Origin of the sequence: Patulibacter medicamentivorans, assembly GCF_000240225.1 — a bacterium.
Classification (GTDB): Bacteria; Actinomycetota; Thermoleophilia; order Solirubrobacterales; family Solirubrobacteraceae; genus Patulibacter; species Patulibacter medicamentivorans.
Genome location: NZ_AGUD01000020.1, coordinates 1 through 16,518 on the forward strand (window position 1 = coordinate 1; position 16,518 = coordinate 16,518).

General features: G+C 72.9%; 12 protein-coding genes. All 12 read right to left on the reverse strand.

All coding sequences use genetic code 11. The features are described from left to right. Positions 1-40: 40 nt before the first annotated feature. Positions 41-1,396, reverse strand: coding sequence for a cysteine--tRNA ligase (gene cysS / locus PAI11_RS03045; protein WP_007570694.1), 1,356 nt, complete (start codon positions 1,394-1,396; stop codon positions 41-43). Positions 1,397-1,560: 164 nt separating this feature from the next. Then, positions 1,561-3,099 carry an NAD(P)/FAD-dependent oxidoreductase gene (locus tag PAI11_RS03050; protein ID WP_007570695.1) on the reverse strand — a complete coding sequence of 513 codons (1,539 nt, stop codon included), beginning with the start codon at positions 3,097-3,099 and terminating at the stop codon, positions 1,561-1,563. A 72-nt stretch (positions 3,100-3,171) separates the two neighbouring features. Continuing rightward, positions 3,172-4,797 (reverse strand): glycosyltransferase family 39 protein, encoded by a 1,626-nt coding sequence (locus tag PAI11_RS03055; RefSeq protein WP_007570698.1) that lies wholly within the window; start codon positions 4,795-4,797, stop codon positions 3,172-3,174. Next, complete coding sequence (locus tag PAI11_RS03060) at positions 4,794-6,233, reverse strand: hypothetical protein (protein WP_138974069.1); 1,440 nt, start codon at positions 6,231-6,233, stop codon at positions 4,794-4,796. The genes PAI11_RS03055 and PAI11_RS03060 overlap by 4 nt, the downstream gene beginning before the upstream one ends. 113 nt (positions 6,234-6,346) lie before the next feature. Next, positions 6,347-6,856 (reverse strand): 2-C-methyl-D-erythritol 2,4-cyclodiphosphate synthase, encoded by a 510-nt coding sequence (ispF, locus tag PAI11_RS03065; protein ID WP_007570702.1) that lies wholly within the window; start codon positions 6,854-6,856, stop codon positions 6,347-6,349. After that, positions 6,856-7,782 (reverse strand): histidinol-phosphatase, encoded by a 927-nt coding sequence (locus tag PAI11_RS03070; RefSeq protein WP_007570704.1) that lies wholly within the window; start codon positions 7,780-7,782, stop codon positions 6,856-6,858. The genes ispF and PAI11_RS03070 overlap by 1 nt, the downstream gene beginning before the upstream one ends. 69 nt (positions 7,783-7,851) lie before the next feature. After that, on the reverse strand, positions 7,852-8,595 hold the full coding sequence (gene ispD / locus PAI11_RS03075; RefSeq protein WP_007570706.1) for a 2-C-methyl-D-erythritol 4-phosphate cytidylyltransferase: 744 nt from the start codon (positions 8,593-8,595) through the stop codon (positions 7,852-7,854). Between the two features lie 87 nt (positions 8,596-8,682). Then, the gene (locus tag PAI11_RS03080) at positions 8,683-9,306 is read right to left on the reverse strand and encodes a CarD family transcriptional regulator (protein WP_007570708.1); all 624 of its coding nucleotides are present in this window, start codon (positions 9,304-9,306) and stop codon (positions 8,683-8,685) included. A gap of 68 nt (positions 9,307-9,374) precedes the next feature. Further along, complete coding sequence (gene disA / locus PAI11_RS03085; RefSeq protein ID WP_007570710.1) at positions 9,375-10,487, reverse strand: DNA integrity scanning diadenylate cyclase DisA; 1,113 nt, start codon at positions 10,485-10,487, stop codon at positions 9,375-9,377. Between the two features lie 102 nt (positions 10,488-10,589). Further along, entirely contained in the window at positions 10,590-12,008 is a 1,419-nt protein-coding gene (gene radA, locus PAI11_RS03090) for a DNA repair protein RadA (protein WP_040597962.1), read from the reverse strand. A 327-nt stretch (positions 12,009-12,335) separates the two neighbouring features. After that, on the reverse strand, positions 12,336-13,610 hold the full coding sequence (locus PAI11_RS03095) for a PLP-dependent transferase (protein ID WP_211656539.1): 1,275 nt from the start codon (positions 13,608-13,610) through the stop codon (positions 12,336-12,338). Positions 13,611-13,856: 246 nt separating this feature from the next. Next, on the reverse strand, positions 13,857-16,457 hold the full coding sequence (locus tag PAI11_RS03100) for an ATP-dependent Clp protease ATP-binding subunit (protein ID WP_007570719.1): 2,601 nt from the start codon (positions 16,455-16,457) through the stop codon (positions 13,857-13,859). Positions 16,458-16,518 lie beyond the last annotated feature (61 nt).

Consider the following 16,518-nt stretch of genomic DNA (forward strand, 5'->3'; position numbering starts at 1 on the left):
CCGCGGCCGCCCTGGCCACCGGCCCCGCCGCGCCCGGCGCTCATGCCTCGACCCGGATCAGCTCGGCGCCGTCGGCGCCGTCGCGAACGGTCCAGCCCGCGGCCGCCAGCGCGTCGCGGATCTCGTCCGCCCGGGCCCAGTCGCGGGCCTCGCGGGCCCGCTGGCGCTCCTCGAGCAGCGCCAGCGCGGCCGCGTCGGGCCCGTCCCCACCCGCGGCGTCGAGCAGGTTCTCCAGTCCGAGCACGGCCAGCATCTGGCGCAGGTGCTCGTCGCCGACCCCGCCACGGCGGTTGGCCTCGCGGACCCAGCTCCAGAGATGGGCCAGGGCCGCCGCGGTGTTGAAGTCGTCGGCGAGCGCGTCGAGGAAGGCGTCGCGATGGGTCGCCAGGTCGTCCGGCGAGGGCCCGGCGTGCAGCAGCCGGCCGGTCTCGCGGATCCGGCGCACGCCGGCTCGGGCCTGCTCGATCGTCTCCTCCGAGTACTGGACCGGCTGGCGGTAGTGCGCGCCGCAGAAGAGCAGCAGCAGCCCGTCGCGGCCGACCTCGGCGACCGCCTCGTGCAGCGGCGTGACGTTGCCGACCGACTTGGCCATCTTCTCGCCGCGCAGCTGCAGCATCCCGTTGTGCATCCAGATCTGCGCCAGCTCGCGGTCGCGGGCGCAGCGGGTCTGGGCCGCCTCGTTCTCGTGGTGCGGGAAGACCAGGTCGCTGCCCCCGCCGTGGATCTCGAAGCCGACGCCGAGCAGCTCCTCGGCCATCGCCGAGCACTCGATGTGCCAGCCCGGCCGGCCGCGGCCCCACGGCGTGTCCCAGGCGGTGTCCTCGCCCGGCTTGGTCGCCTTCCAGAGCGCGAAGTCGAGCGGGTCCTGCTTCAGCGACGAGCGATCGTCGCCCTCGCCCTGGTCCATCTGGTCGACGTCGCGATGCGAGAGCGAGCCGTAGCGCGCGTCGCGCCGGACGCGGAAGTAGACGTCGCCCTCGGCCGCGTAGGCGGCGTCGCGCCGCAGCAGCTCGGCGATCAGGGCGATGATCGCGTCCATCGAGGTGGTGACCAGCGGCTCGTGGTCGGGGCGGCCGAGCTCGAGCAGATCGGTGTCCGCCCGGTACAGATCGCCCATCTGCCGTGCCAGGTCGGACGAGGAGACGCCCTCGCGGACCGCCGCGGCGTAGATCTTGTCGTTGACGTCGGTCAGGTTCGCGACCAGCGTGACGTCGTAGCCCTCCTGCTGGAGGAACCGCTTCAGCAGCGCGTAGACCACGAACGGCCGCGCGTTGCCGACGTGGATCCGGTTGTAGACCGTCGGGCCGCAGGCGTAGATCCCGACCTTGCCCGGTTCGCGCGGCCGCAGCTCGGTGAGCGCGCCGCTGGCGGTGTCGTGCAGGTGGATCGTGCGCACGCGGCTGAGCGTACCGGCGCACGCAAAGGGCCGCCCGTCGGGCGGCCCTCTTGTGACACCCGCGGGGTGGATGTGAGGTGCACGTAGACCGAGGAGGTCGGTCCGGACGAGCGAAGGCCGTACGCAGTACTGCCAAGCGCTGGCCGGGCCGAGATCCGAAGCGTCTACGTGCGCGTCACGCCATCCCCAGCGCGAACCGCGACGTCGTCGTGGCTGCCGACCTCGCCCGACGGGGTCTTGCCCGCCTGGTACGGGTAGGGCGACTGCTTGGTCTCGCCCTCCTCGAGGTACTCGTCCTCGGCGTTGACCTCCCAGAGGTCGTGGTCCTCGCCGTAGAGGTTGTCGACCGCGCGCATCGACGTGAGCATCGAGTGATCGGAGTTGTTGTAGCGGTGCAGCCCGTTGCGGCCGACCTGCTGCAGGTTCTCGATCGAGGCGACCCAGCGCTTGATGATCTGGACGTTCTCGGCGTAGCCGTCGACGTAGTCGGGGTAGGCCTTCGGGACCCGGACGACGTAGCCCTTGACGACCTGGCCCGGCTTCGACAGCCCGATCTCCTCGAGCTCCCTGGTCGCCAGCGCGACCAGGTCCTCGTCGCTCGACGTCCAGAGGTCGTCGCCCTCGAAGCAGAAGTACTCCATCCCGACGCAGCCCTTGGTCTCGTCCGGGACCATCCAGGGGCTCCACGAGCGGAAGTTCTGGATCCGGCCGACGATCACGCCCGGCTCGTGGATGTAGATCCAGTTGTCCGGGAAGGGGTCCTCGCCGTCGAGGATCAGCGACACCGTGAGGAAGTCGCGGTAGCGCAGCGCCTCGGCCGCGGCCAGCACCTCGGCCGGCGCGCCCTCGGTCATCCGCAGCAGGTTGCGCAGCGGCAGCGACGAGACGATGTTGCCGAAGTCGGTGATCGTCTCGCCGTTGACGACGACCTCGGTGATGCGGTTGCCCTCGAGCTTCAGCCGCTCGATCGGGCTCTCCATCTCGATCGAGCCGCCCCGCTCCTCGATCGCGTTGGTCATCTTCTCCCACATCTGCCCCGGCCCGTAGCGGGGGTAGTCGAACTCCGTGATCAGCGTCTTGATGTCGCCGTTCTTGGAGGGGAAGAAGGCGTCCTTGGCCGCCGTCAGGAACGAGAGGCCCTTGATCCGCTGGGCGGCCCAGTCGGCGGTCATCTCGCTCGCGGGCCGGCCCCAGACCTTCTCGGTGTAGGTCTTGAAGAAGTGCTCGTAGAGCCGCTTGCCGAAGCGGTTGGAGACCCACTCCTCGAGCGACGTCTCCGGCTTGCGGCGGAACGGCTTCTTGGCGACGGCCCAGAGGTACGAGAAGCCGGCGCGCGTCAGCTCGACGGGGCCGAGCTTCTTGATGACGTCCATCCCGTTGAGCGGGTAGTCGAGGAACTTGCCGTTCCAGAAGATCCGCGACATCCGCGGGCGGCGGAGGAACTCGTCGCCCATGATCTCGTACCAGAGGTCCTCGACCTCGCGGACCTTGGTGAAGAAGCGGTGCCCACCGAGGTCGAACCGGTACCCGTCGCGCACGACCGTCATCGCGATCCCGCCGACCTGGTCGGCCGCCTCGAAGACGGTGACGTCGTCGTCGCGCTTGGCGAGCAGGTAGCCGGCCGTCAGGCCAGCCGGGCCGCCGCCGATGACGAGGGTGCGCCCTTCGGGTCCGGTCGGTCGTGTCGGGGGGGTTCCGTGCATCGGGACTCCTGCGTGCGGTCGGGGTACGGGGGCCGAGGGCTCGAGTACGACTACCCGTCCGCGGCCGATTGGTCACGGACGAACCGTGAAGAGTACGCCAAAGACGCCTCTTCCCGGACCGGTGACCGGTCGCCGACCGACCATCTGCAACCGGGGATCCGCTTGCAGCAGGGCGCGCCAGGCGCGACTCCGATCGGCGACCAGGCGGGTCCAGGGACCCTGCCAGTTCCCTGCAGAGAGTACGGGAAGGACGAGCAGGACGCGAGAACCGGGCCGTTGCTCGTCGACCAGCCGCCGCGCGACCATCCACGGCTCGGCCGCCTGCAGCCGGTCGAGCGCCTTGCGCCAGTCGAAGATCCGGACGTCCGGCTGGCGGCCGAGGGCGGTCGCGTAGCGGACCCCGTCGGGCACGCCGCGGCGTCGCAGGTCGTAGGCGATCACCGGCAGCTGCTCCGGATGGGTGCTGATCACCAGGTCGCCCGCGCGCAGCTCGCCGGCGGCGGCATCGGCCATCGCGACCGGCGTGCCCTTGCCGTTGAGCCGGCCGCCCTGGGTGTCCGTCCCCCAGACCAGCAGCAGGACGACCAGCACGGTCACCCCGATCCGGCCCGAGCGGGTCAGCAGCAGGCCGGCCAGCAGCACCGCGGGGCCGACCAGGACGCCCATGTAGCGGTTCGCCCAGGCGGGGCTCAGCAGCGAGCCGATCCAGGCGAAGAGCAGCGTGCTCAGCAGCAGCACGCCCAGCACCGTCGCGTGTCCGCGCAGGTCCGCGGCCTCGCGCGGGGCGGGGATCGCCGGTCCCTGGAGCCGGCCGCGGGCGGCCGCGCCGAGGGCGGCGAAGCCGAAGACCAGGGCGACCACGAAGATCGACGCGGTCACCTGCGGCTGCGCGATCGAGCCGAGGCCCTCCAGCAGCATCGACAGGTCCGGGCGCAGCGACCACGGCGCGCCGGTGTCGCGGGCCTGGCGGATCAGGGTCGGGATCCACGGCAGCCAGACGACCGCGGCGGCGAGGTGGATCAGGAACCCGATCCGGATCACGCGCATCCGCTCCGGCCCGCGCGGCTGCAGCAGCGCGCGGGTGCCGACGGCCAGGACGCTGCCGCCGACCAGGAAGACGCCCCACGAGTGGGTGTAGAGCAGGACGATCAGGACCACGACCAGGGCCACGCGCCAGGCCCGGGCGCCCTGCTCGAAGACCCGCAGGTGCGCGCCGGCGACCAGCAGCGACAGGAACGCGACCATCGCGTACATCCGGGTCTCCTGCCCGAAGTACGTCAGGTACGGCAGGACCGCCGCGACGGCCGCCGCGGCGACCGCGGTCCGGCGGCCGAACGGGACCTTGGCCAGCAGGTAGGAGAACGGCACCGTCGCGACCGCGAAGGTCGCCGACAGCGCGTGGGCGGCCGACTCGCCGTCGCCGAAGACCCGCAGCCAGAGGTGCAGCAGCAGGTAGTAGACCGGCGGGTTGCCGTCCTTGCCCAGCTCCGACGGGATTTCGGAGAACGGGAAGTTCGCGACGCCGACGCTGATCCCCTCGTCGATCCAGAACGGCGCGTCGAGATTGCGCGTCCGCAGGAAGACCGACCAGGCCAGCAGCGCCACGATCGAGACGGCGGCGCCCGGGCCCAGCAGCCAGCGCGCCGCGTCGCCCCCGCGGCGGGCCAGCCGCTGGCGGGTGGCGGTGGCGGCGGTCATCGCGCCTCCCCCTGCCCGGGCCGGCAGGCGGCCTGGACGTCCCAGTACTTGGTGCGGGCCAGGCGGCGCAGGCCGACGTAGCCGTCGGTCCGCGGCTCGATCCCGCCGCCCTCGCGGATCCGCAGCCGCAGCAGCACGCCGTAGGGCGGGTCGTGCAGGTAGCCGATCTCCTGGGCGTGCTCGCGCATCTGCCAGGCAGTCTGCGGCACCATGAACTTCGACGTGATCACCGGTGCACAGGCTCGCAGCCGGTCGGCACCGCCCGCCTGCTCGATCGCGTTCGGCAGGTCGTCGACGAGCCGCGACTCGTAGAAGACCCGGTCGACCTGGTCGGGCAGGTCGACGATCGCGGTCACGGCGACGACCGCGACGACCGCCCCGGCGACGACGGCGGTCGCCGGCCGCGGCAGCCGCCGCAGCCCCAGGCCCAGCAGCAGCGCGGCGGCGAGGGCGATCAGCGCCAGCGGCGAGATCAGGTAGCGCTCGTTGCCGGAGTAGCCGCGCTCCGTCATCACCGCGACGACCGCCAGCCACGCGAGGCCGAGGCCGGCGATCCAGAGCGCGGCCAGGAGCACGCGGCGGGCGGGCTCGGGACCGTCCGGAGCGGCGCCGGTTGTCGCCGGGGTCCCGTCGCCGCGGCCGCGAACCAGCGCCCAGACCGCGACGGCGGCCCAGACCGCGACCACGGCCCACAGCGCCGGCGGCAGCATGTCGACGAAGTCGCCGACGATCGTCAGCCACGGGTGGTCGGTCAGCGACGCCGCCCCGGGATCGGGGTTCTGGGCCCGGGTCGCGGCACGCCAGTAGTCGCCGGAGCCCCACTTCTCGGGCAGCAGCCAGGCGAGCGGCAGGATCGTCAGGGCGGCGGCGATCGCGGCGCGGTCGCGCCAGCCGGCCCGCCAGGCCAGCCAGCCGGCGTAGAGCAGCAGGAACGGCCACGCCTCGGGGCGCAGCAGCCCGGCGGCGATCCCGCAGGCCAGCGCCGTCGGTCGGCGGCCGGCGAGCTCGGCGGCGATCGCCCCGAGCACGAAGGCGACCAGCAGCGCCTCGCTGTTGGCCAGCCACGCGTTCCAGAACCACCACGGCGCCACCGCCAGCGGCGCGGCCGCGACGAACCCCGCCAGCGGCCCGGCCAGCCGGCGCCCGATCTGGAAGGCGAGCACGATCGCGGCGATCGCCCCGATCCGGGCGACGACGATCCAGACGTCGGGCGCGATCGAGCCGAACGGGGCCGCCAGCGACGTGACGACCACGGGCAGCGGCTTCCACGACGGTCCCGTGGCCGTCGTCAGGTCGCCGTGCACGACCTCGCGCCCCCAGACGATCCAGGCCCACGGGTCGTAGGTCGCCGTCGACGGGAGGAGCAGCGAAGCCAGGCCGAGGGCCACGACGATCGCGGCAACGGTGAATGTAGCCCGCCCACCCGTGCGGGGCATGCGAGCCGGAGCGCCCATCGGCGCGACATCGTACTGGCGAACGTCCCGCGGGCGCGGAGCGGAGCGGGCCGCCGGCGGCCGGGCGTGGCGGCGGCGCGGCCGCGGGCGCCCGATCAGGCGGGGCGCACGACGGTCGCGATCGCCTGAGCGACCGCGCCCTCGCCACGGCCGACGGCGTCGAGCCGCTCGGCCGTGGTCGCCTTGACGTTGACCCGCTCGGGGGCGATCGCGAGCGTCTCGGCGAGCCGCTCGGCCATCGCCCGCTTGTGCGGCGCGAGCTTCGGCCGCTCGAGGATCACCGTCGCGTCGACCGCGGTGACGGTGAAGCCGTCCTCCGCCACGAGCCCGACGACGTGTCGCAGCAGAGCGATCGAGTCGGCGCCCCGCCAGCGCTCGTCGGTGTCGGGGAAGTGCTCGCCGATGTCGCCACGGCCGATCGCGCCGAGCAGCGCGTCGATCACGGCGTGGGTCAGGACGTCGGCGTCGCTGTGGCCTTCGAGCCCCAGGTCGCTCTCGATCGCGATCCCGCCGAGGATCAGCCGCCGGCCAGCGACCAGCCGGTGGCTGTCCCAGCCGATCCCGCTGCGGACGTCGGGGACGGGTGGGGAGCCGTCGGCGGCCATCAGAGGCTTCCGGGGCGGCCGTCCGGCCCGACGGCCGGCGGCGGCACGTCGCCGTGGCGGTGGGCCAGCTCGCGATCGCCGTCCTCGATCGGGACGCTGCGACGCCGGCGGCCCTCGAAGACCGTCAGCTCGCGGATCCCGACCTCGTGCAGCAGCTCCAGCGCCTCGGCGTACCCGTGCCCGAGGTGCTCGGGGCGGTGCGCGTCACTGGAGAGCGCGACCGGGTTGCCGGCGTCGGCGACCATCTCGAGGAAGGCGCGGGCGGGGTAGATCTCCCCGACCGGCTTGCGCAGCCCGGCGGTCGAGACCTCGACCACGATCCCGGTCTCGGCGATCGCCTCGATCGCCGGCTCGTAGAAGAACCGCGGATCGCGCTCCGGGACCGGGCGGGCCCCGCCCCAGACCTTGACCAGATCGGGGTGGGCCAGCAGGTCGTAGAGCCCGCTGCGGGCCGCCTCGGCGAGGGTCTCGAAGTAGCGCTTCCAGACCGCGTCGGCGCTGTCGGCGCCCTGCCAGACGTCGAAGTTGCTGCCGGTCTCGGAGTACTCGGCGTCGACCCCGCGATCGGCCAGGAAGTGGACCGACCCGATCACGTAGTCCCAGTCGCGAGCGTCCAGCAGCTCGGCCAGCCGATCCTCGCGGCCGGGGACGAAGTCGGCCTCGATCCCGAGCCGCAGATCGGTCTGCTCGCGCACGAACGCGCAGTAGGCGTCGAGGTCGTCGACGGCCGAGTAGCGCCAGAACGGGTGCTGCCAGACGTCGAGCGCCTGCGAGAAGCGGTGGATGTGCTCGCTCACCCCCAGCTCGCTGATGCCGCGGGCCGTGGCCGCCGCACGGTAGCGCTCCGCGTTGGCGCCGGTGAAGTACTGCTCGGGCTCCGACGGACGCTCGTCGGGGCGCAGGTGCACGTGGTAGTCGGTCAGCACGGAGAGGGATTGTTTCGCAGGTCGGGGTCGCCAGGGCGGTCGCCGTCGCCGGGTCGCCCGGATCCGGGCTCAGCGGGACCGGTCGCGGTCGCCGAGCAGCAGCTCGGCCAGGCGCAGGTCCTCGGGCAGCGTGACCTTGAGGTTGCTGCGGGGCGCCGCGACCAGCCGCACGTCGCCGCCGGCCGCCTCGACCAGCGAGGCGTCGTCGGTGGCGGCGGCGAGCACCTCGTCCGGCTCGGCGAGCGCGCGGGCGAGCACGTCGCGGCGGAAGACCTGGGGCGTCTGGACCGCCCACAGCAGCGAGCGGTCGAGCGTGCGGTCGACCCGCGGCAGGGCGCCCGACGGGTCCGCGGGGCGTGCCTGCTTGACGGTGTCGGTGACGGCGGCGGCCGCGATCGCCGCGTCGGCGCCGTCCCGCACGCCGGCCAGGCAGGCGGCGATCAGGGCGGCGGTCACCAGCGGGCGGGCCCCGTCGTGGACCAGCACCGGCTCGTCGGGCGGTCCCTCGCCGGTCGCTGCCAGGCCGGCGCGGACCGAGTGCGAGCGCTCGCGGCCCCCGCCGACGCCGACCACCCGCGCGCTGCCGTCGGGGGCGGTCCAGCTGGTCGGCCCCAGCCCCCATGCGGCCGGGTCGTCGGGCAGCGGCTCGCCGTCCGGCAGGACGACGACGATCCGGCGCAGCGACGTGACGCCGATCAGCGCCTCGAGCGACCAGGCCAGCAGCGGCCGGCCCAGGAGCGGCACGAGCGCCTTGGGACGGTCGTGTCCCAGGCGCTCGCCGCGTCCGGCGGCGACGACGATCGCTACGGCCATCGCGCCGGAGGGGTCGGGGTCATGCGGCTCGTCGGGGCCGGAATCGTGGCGATCCGACCCCGCGGGCGTCCGCAGCGGACGACCGACTCAGTCCTGCAGGGCCAGCTCGGCGTCGTTCTCGTCCGCCTCGTCGACCTCTTCGACCTCGTCGTCGGCGACGGCCTCGGCGTTCGGGTTCGTGCCGAGCAGGTCGTCGAGGTAGGCCTCGGCCTCCTCCTCGGACTTCTCCAGCGCGTACATCAGCTCCGACGCCAGGACCTTCTTGGCGCGGGTGAACATCTGCTTCTCGCCGGTCGAGAGGCCCTTCTCGTTCTCGCGCACGGCGAGGTTGCGGACGACCTCGGCCAGCTCGTGGATGTCGCCGGTCTTGATCTTCTCGCGGTTGTGCTTGAAGCGGCGGTTCCAGTTCTTCGGCATGTCCGTGCACGGACCGCCGAGGACGCCGAGGACCTCGCGGATGGTCGCCTCGTCGATCACGCGCCGGAGCCCGACCTGCGCCGCCTGGTCGCACGGGACATGGACCGTCATGTCGTTGTGGAGGATCCGGATCTTGAGGTAGTCGCGCTCCTCGCCCAGCACCTTGCGGGGCGCCCGAGACTTGACCACCCCGGCGCCGTGGTGCGGGTAGACGACGTTATCGCCGACCTGGAAGTCGCACTCCGTGCTCAGAGCGGGCTCGAAGAGGTCGTCGTCAGTAGTGATCTCGGGCATGTTCCCTCCTGGGATGGCCCGCCGTCAGCGGCGGGCCGATCGGTTCCGGCGGTCGCGACGCTGATGCGTCACGTCTGCAGGAAGCGGTCGACGAGGTTGATCTCCTGCAGGCGGCGAAGGCCCTCGCGGATGTCCTTCGCACGGATCTCGCCGACACCGGGCACCGATTCCAATTCGGCGTCGGTTCCGACGAGCAGCTCGTCCAGGCCACCGAAACGCTCGATGATCTGCTGCACGACGAGCTTGGGGAGGCGCGGAATGCGCCCCAGCACCCGATGCCCGCGCGGGCTCACCGGGTAGTCCAAGGTGTTGAGCTTGCGGTTGTAGCCGAGCAGCTCGGCCAGCCGACCGAAGTCGAGCAGGTCCGGGTGCGGCAGCCGCGGGAGCAGGTCGAGCGCCTCGGCGACCGCCTCCTCGCTGGGGTCGGTCGAGTAGTCCCGCACCAGCGCGGCCTTCTCGCTGGCGGTGCCGACCGTCGTCTCCTCGAGCTGCATCTCGATCAGGCGGCCGTCGGTGCCGAGCTCGACGATGTAGCGCTCGATCTCGACCGCCATCCGCGAGACCAGCTCGGCGCGCTGGAGGACGGTGAGGACGTCGTGGAGCGACGCCCCGCCCTCGAACTCGAGCGCGGTCAGGCGGGTCGCCACCTGATCCAGGCGGGTGCGGTACTTGTCGAGCGTGGCGAGGGCCTGGTTGGCCTTGGCCAGGACGACCGGGATCTGGTCCAGCTGGTAGCGGGCGCCGTCGACGTAGAGCGAGACGACCTCGCGCCGCTGGGAGACCGCGATCACCAGCGCGCCGGTCTGCTTGCTGACGCGCTCGGCGGTGCGGTGGCGGGTGCCCGTCTCCTGCGTGAGGATCGTGGGATCGGGCACGAGCTGGACGTTGGCCATCGCGATCTTGGTCGCGTTGGCGTTGAGCGTGATCGCGCCGTCCATCTTCGCCAGCTGGTACAGCAGCGCAGGCGTGTAGTCGATGTCCAAGCGGATACCGCCGGAACAGAGGTGCGTGATCTCCTCGGGCTCACCGATAGCCAGGAGTCCTCCGGTGTGCGCGTTGAGGATCGAGTCGATTCCCTCGCGGAGAGCGGTTCCCGGCGCAATCATCTCGAGCGCCTTCACCAACCGGGGCTCCTGACGACCTTCGAGCTCTTGAAGCTCTTCGCCGGGACGCTGCGCCATCGCAACGATTGTATCAATCCCTTTAGCCGTACTTGAGCACCCCTAGTACGCCGTACACGGGCACGGAAGGGGCCAGAAGTCAAGTGGCAACCGGGGTCCAGCTCACCGGCGCCGCGGCAGCGCGACGCGCAACGCCTCCCGCAGCGTCCCGCAGCGATCGGGCTCGATCACCGACGACAGCCCGAACTTGCGCGCCTCGGCGAGCCGCCGGTCGCCGTGCGCGACCGCCCGCAGCTCTCCCGTCAGGCCGACCTCGCCGAAGCAGGCGACGGGCAGCGGCGGTCGCTCGTCGCCGCCCGCGTCGGCGGCGGGGGTCGGCCCCGCGGCGGCGCCCGGCACGAGTCCGCGGGCGGCCGACGCGACGGCCAGCGCGACGGCCAGGTCGGCGCCGGGCTCGTCGGCCCGGACGCCGCCGACGACGTTGACGAAGACGTCGCTGGTGCTGGTGCTGAGCCCGGCGTGGCGGCCGAGCACCGCGAGCACCAGCGCCAGCCGGTTGCGGTCGATCCCGTTGCAGACGCGCCGCGGCGGGACCAGCTCGCTCGGCGAGACCAGCGCCTGGACCTCGACCAGCAGCGGGCGGGTGCCCTCCATCGCGCAGAGGACCACGGAGCCGGCCGCGCGCGTCGCCTCGCCGACGAACCGCGCCGACGGGTCCAGGACCTCGACCAGGCCGCTGTCGCGCATCTCGAAGACGCCGGCCTCGTTGGTCGAGCCGAAGCGGTTCTTGTGGGCGCGCAGGGTCCGGTAGGTGCGCTCGCGCTCGCCCTCGAACTGGAGCACGCAGTCGACCAGGTGCTCGAGCACGCGCGGCCCGGCCAGCGCGCCCTCCTTCGTGACGTGGCCGACGAGGACCGTCGCGACGTCGAGCCGCTTGGCGACCTCCATCAGGCGCCCGGCGACCTCGCGCACCTGGCCGACCGAGCCCGGCGCGCCCGAGAGGCCGGTGTCGTGGAGCGTCTGGACCGAGTCGATCACGCAGACGTCGGGCCGCTCGGCCTCGAGCGTCGCGACGACGGTGTCGAGGTCGGTCTCGGCCAGGATCGGCACCTCGAGCGCCGACGGCGTGCCCCCGCCCGCGCCGGCCAGCCGCTCGGCCCGCAGCCGGACCTGCGCTGCCGACTCCTCGCCCGAGACGTAGAGCGTCGAGCGGCCGTCCCCCGCGAGCCGCCCCAGGACCATGTTCAGGAGCGTCGACTTGCCGATCCCCGGCGATCCGCCGAGCAGCACCAGCGATCCGGGCACCAGCCCGCCGCCGAGCACGCGGTCGACCTCGCCGAGGCCGGTCCGCAGCCGCGGCACCCGTGGCGCGGTGACCTCGCCGAGCCGCACCGGGCGGCCGGCGGGCGCCCCGTTCGACCGCGAGCCCCGTCCGCCCCCGCCCCGCGCCCCGGAGGCGGGCTTGTCGCGCCGTTCCTCGGCCAGCGTGCCCCATTCGCCGCACCCGGGGCACTGCCCCAGCCAGCGGGGGCTCTCGTGCCCGCAGGCGGAGCAGACGTGGGCGGTGACGACGCGGGCCATGCCCGATCGACAGTAGACGCGCAGGCGGCGGGAGACGATCCCGTCGCGGTTGCGATGCAGAGCTCGGGCGAAGTCGGCGCGCGGGTGGCGCTGGGCGGGGCGGGTGCGGGCGTCGGTGGGGCGGGGCGGGCGGGGCCGCGGTGGGCGAGGCGGTGGTGGGACGTCGGCGTCGGCGGGGCGAGGCGGCGGTGGGCGGGACGCCGGCGGCGCAGGGCAAGCGGCAGCCGCCCCAATGCCCGCAGCCCCCGCCGAGCCACAGCGAGAGCGCCCCGCGCCCCACCACCCCGCGCTCCGGTCGCCCAGCGACCGAAACGCCACGCCCGCGCCCTACCGCGACAGGTCCAGCGCCCGCACGACGTCGCCCACGACGTCCTCGGGCCCTTCGATGCCGGCGTTGAAGCGGACGTAGCCGGGCGGGACCTGGCCGTCGCCGAAGCGGTCGCGGCGCTCGGCGGTCGAGTGGAGGCCGCCGAAGCTGGTGGCCTCGGCGACGATCTCGAGTGCGTCGAGGAAGGTGCGGGCCCGCCGCGGCGAGCCCAGATCGAAGCCCAGCACGCTGCTGAAGCCGGGGTAGCGGACGTCGGCGACGTCCTCGCGCTGGCGGAGCGCCTCGAAGACGGCGGTCGCGACCTCCTCCTGGCGGCGCAGGCGGATCTCGAGCGTGGCCAGCGAGCGGTGCGCCAGCCAGGTCTCGAACGGGCCCGGGACGGCGCCGGCCAGGGTCCGCCACTGCCGCAGGTCCTCGGCGACCTCGCGGTCGGCGGCCGAGACGTGGCCCATGATCAGGTCGCTGTGCCCGGACAGGTGCTTGCTGTCGGAGGACACCACGAGGTCCGCCCCCAGCGCCAGCGGCTGCTGGCGCAGCGGCGTCGCGAGCGTGTTGTCGACCACGACCCGCGCGCCGGCCCGGCGGCAGATCGCGATCGTCTGCTCCAGCTCCAGCGTCTGCAGTCCGGGGTTGGCGGGCGTCTCCAGCCAGACCATGCTCGCGCCCTTGGCCGCGCGCCGGATCGGCTCGTCCTCGGTCGCCACCAGCCGCACGCCGACGCCGCGCAGCGCCAGGTGCTCGCGGGCGATCTGCATCACGCCCGGGTAGCCGTCGTTGGGGGCCACCAGCAGGTCGCCGGGGCCGAGCAGCCGCTGGAGGACCGCGGACGCCGCCGCCATCCCCGACGCGAAGACGACGCTGTGCCCGCCGTCGAGGCTGCCGAGCGCCGCCTCGTAGCGCTCGAAGCCGGGGTTGCTGATCCGGCCGTACAGGTGCGGGCTGTCGTCGATCTCGCCGGCCGCGTGGTAGGGCCCGGCGAAGACCGGTCCGGGCAGGAACGGCTCGCCCTGGCGCGGCGGCTCGAGGCCGGCCGTCACGACGGCGGTGGCCGGGCTGCGGGACGTCGGCGGCAGCTGGGCGGCCGAGGCGTCCTCCTCGGCCGAGCCCTCGGCGTCGGCGCGCGGCTGGTCGGCTCGCAGGTCGCCGCGGCCGCGCATCCGGTCCAGGCGCGCACGGGCCTGGGCGGCCACGCCACGCGGCAGGACGCCGGCCTCGCCGGGTGCCCAGCCCTCTGCCCGGCCGCCGGCCTCCGGCCGCTCGTCGCGCTCGCTCACCGCGTGCCCCCGGACCGTCGCCGGCGCACGCAGCGGCACCTGCCCGCCTCGGCGGCAGGCGGAGTCGAAGGCGTTCCGCGGCGCATCGTCGGCAACCCTAGCGCCTGTCCGTACGTGTGACCGTCCGGTGACCGCCAGCTTGCAGGGCACCCCGTCCTCGACGGCCCGGACGGCACCGGTCCCACCACGACGAAGGGGCGGAGCCCGAAGGCCCCGCCCCTGTCGTCCAGGTGGTGCGGAGGACGGCTAGGCGCCGTCGACCGTCTCCTCGCCGGTCGGCTCGCCCGGGGTCGAGTCGTCGGCCTCGGGGGCCGCGGCGGCGTCGTCGTTGGCCCCGACCGCGGCCGGGACCTTCGGCTCGGCCGGCTCCTCGATGGTGAGGGCGACCTCGCGGTCGTCCACGCCCTCGGGGGCGACGTCGATCTTGACGGTCGCGCCCGGCTTGATCTGGTTGGCGAGCACGAAGTCCGCGAGCGGATCCTCGATGTAGCGCTGGATCGCCCGGCGCAACGGGCGTGCGCCCATCGCCGGATCCCAGCCCTTCTCGGCCAGCAGGTCCTTGAGCCCGTCGGTCAGCTCCAGCGTCAGCTCGCGATCCTTCAGCGACACCCGCACGCGATCCAGCATCAGATCGACGATCTGGGTGATCTCCGGCTTCGTGAGCTTGTGGAAGACGATGACCTCGTCGATCCGGTTCAGGAACTCCGGCTTGAAGGCCTTCTTCAGCTCGCCCGTGACGCGCTGCTTCATGTCCTCGTAGGTCAGCGACTCGTCCTCGTCGCCGACCTGGAAGCCGAGCGGCGTGGACTTCGCGATCTCCGACGCCCCGATGTTGGAGGTCATGATCACGATCGCGTGCCGGAAGTCGACCGTCCGGCCCTGCGAGTCGGTCAACCGGCCGTCCTCCAGGATCTGGAGCAGCAGGTTGAAGACGTCCGGGTGGGCCTTCTCGATCTCGTCCAGCAGCAGGACCGAGTACGGCTTGCGCCGCACGGCCTCGGTCAGCTGACCGCCCTCGTCGTAGCCGACGTAGCCGGGGGGCGAGCCCACCAGCCGCGAGACGGCGTGCTTCTCCATGTATTCGGACATGTCGACGCGGACCATCGCGTCGGCGTCGCCGAACAGGAAGTGCGCCAGGGACTTGGCCAGCTCGGTCTTCCCGACGCCCGTGGGGCCGAGGAAGATGAACGAGCCGGTCGGCCGCTTCGGGTCCTTGAGGCCGGCCCGCGAGCGGCGGATCGCCTTGGAGACGACCTGGACGGCCTGCTCCTGCCCGATCACGCGCTCGTGGAGCTCCTCCTCCATCCGCATCAGGCGGCGGGTCTCCGCCTCCGTCAGCTTGAAGACGGGGATGCCGGTCCACATCGAGACGATGTCGGCGATCTCCTCCTCGCCGATCGAGAGCCGCGGCTGCTCGCCCTCGCCCTGCTCCCACTGCTCGACGAGCTCGCGCTTCTTGCCGACGAGCTTGCGCTCCTCGTCACGCAGCGACGCGGCGGCCTCGTACTCCTGGGCCTCGATCGCGGCGTCCTTCTTGCGGCGGGCCTCGGCGATCTGCTCCTCGACCTCCTGGAAGACGGGCGGGCTGCCCATCGACCGGATCCGCTTGCGGGACGCGGCCTCGTCGACCAGGTCGATCGCCTTGTCCGGCAGCTGCCGGTCGGCGATGTAGCGGTCGGCGAGCTCGACGGCGGCGACCAGCGCCTCGTCGGTGATCTCGACCTTGTGGTGCTGCTCGTAGCGATCGCGCAGGCCCTGCAGGATCTGCACGGCCTCCTCGGTCGACGGCTGCTCGACGCGGACCTGCTGGAAGCGGCGCTCCAGCGCGGAGTCGCGCTCGAGGTACTTGCGGTACTCGTCGATCGTCGTCGCGCCGATCGTCTGCAGCTCGCCACGCGCCAGCGCCGGCTTGAGGATCGAAGCCGCGTCGATCGCGCCCTCGGCCGCGCCCGCGCCGACCAGGTTGTGGATCTCGTCGATGAAGAGGATCACGTCGCCCTTGTTGGCGATCTCCTTCATGACCTTCTTGAGCCGCTCCTCGAACTCGCCGCGGTACTTGGAACCGGCGACCAGCGCCGCGAGGTCGAGCGTGTAGATCTGCTTGTCGCGCAGCAGCTCGGGCACGTCGCCCGAGGAGATGCGCTGGGCGAGGCCCTCGACGACGGCGGTCTTGCCGACGCCCGGCTCGCCGATCAGCACCGGGTTGTTCTTCGTCCGGCGCGAGAGGATCTGCATGATCCGCTCGATCTCGGTCTCGCGACCGACGACCGGGTCGAGCTTGCCCTCGGCAGCGAGCTTCGTCAGGTCGCGACCGAACTGGTCGAGGACCTTGGAGCTGCGCTTCTGGGGCGTGCCCTCACCGCTGGCGGGCGCCCCGCCAACCGAGGAGCCCGCCGTCTGCCGGCGGCCACCGGGGCCCGAGAGCATCCGGATGACCTCGTTGCGGATCTTCTCGCTGTCGGCGTCGAAGTCCAGGAGGATCCGGGCGGCGACGCCCTCGTTCTCGCGGACCAGGCCGAGCAGGATGTGCTCGGTGCCGATGTAGTTGTGGCCCAGGCTGAGCGCTTCGCGCAGCGCCAGCTCGAGGACCTTCTTGGCGCGAGGGGTGAACGGGATCTGACCGGAGGTGACCTCCTCCCCCGACCCGACGATCCGCACGACCTGTGCCCGGACGCGCTCGACGGTGATGTCGAGCGACTCCAGGACGCGGGCGGCGAGACCCTCCTCCTCGCGCAGGAGACCGAGCAGGATGTGCTCGGTGCCGATGTAGTTGTGCTTGAGCGTTCGCGCCTCTTCCTGGGCGAGAACGACAACCTGCCTGGCTCGTTCTGTGAATCGCTCGAACATTCCCTGGATCCTTCCCGACCGGCTGCCCGGTTCTTCGGGCGAGCGGGTCCTGATTTGAAGG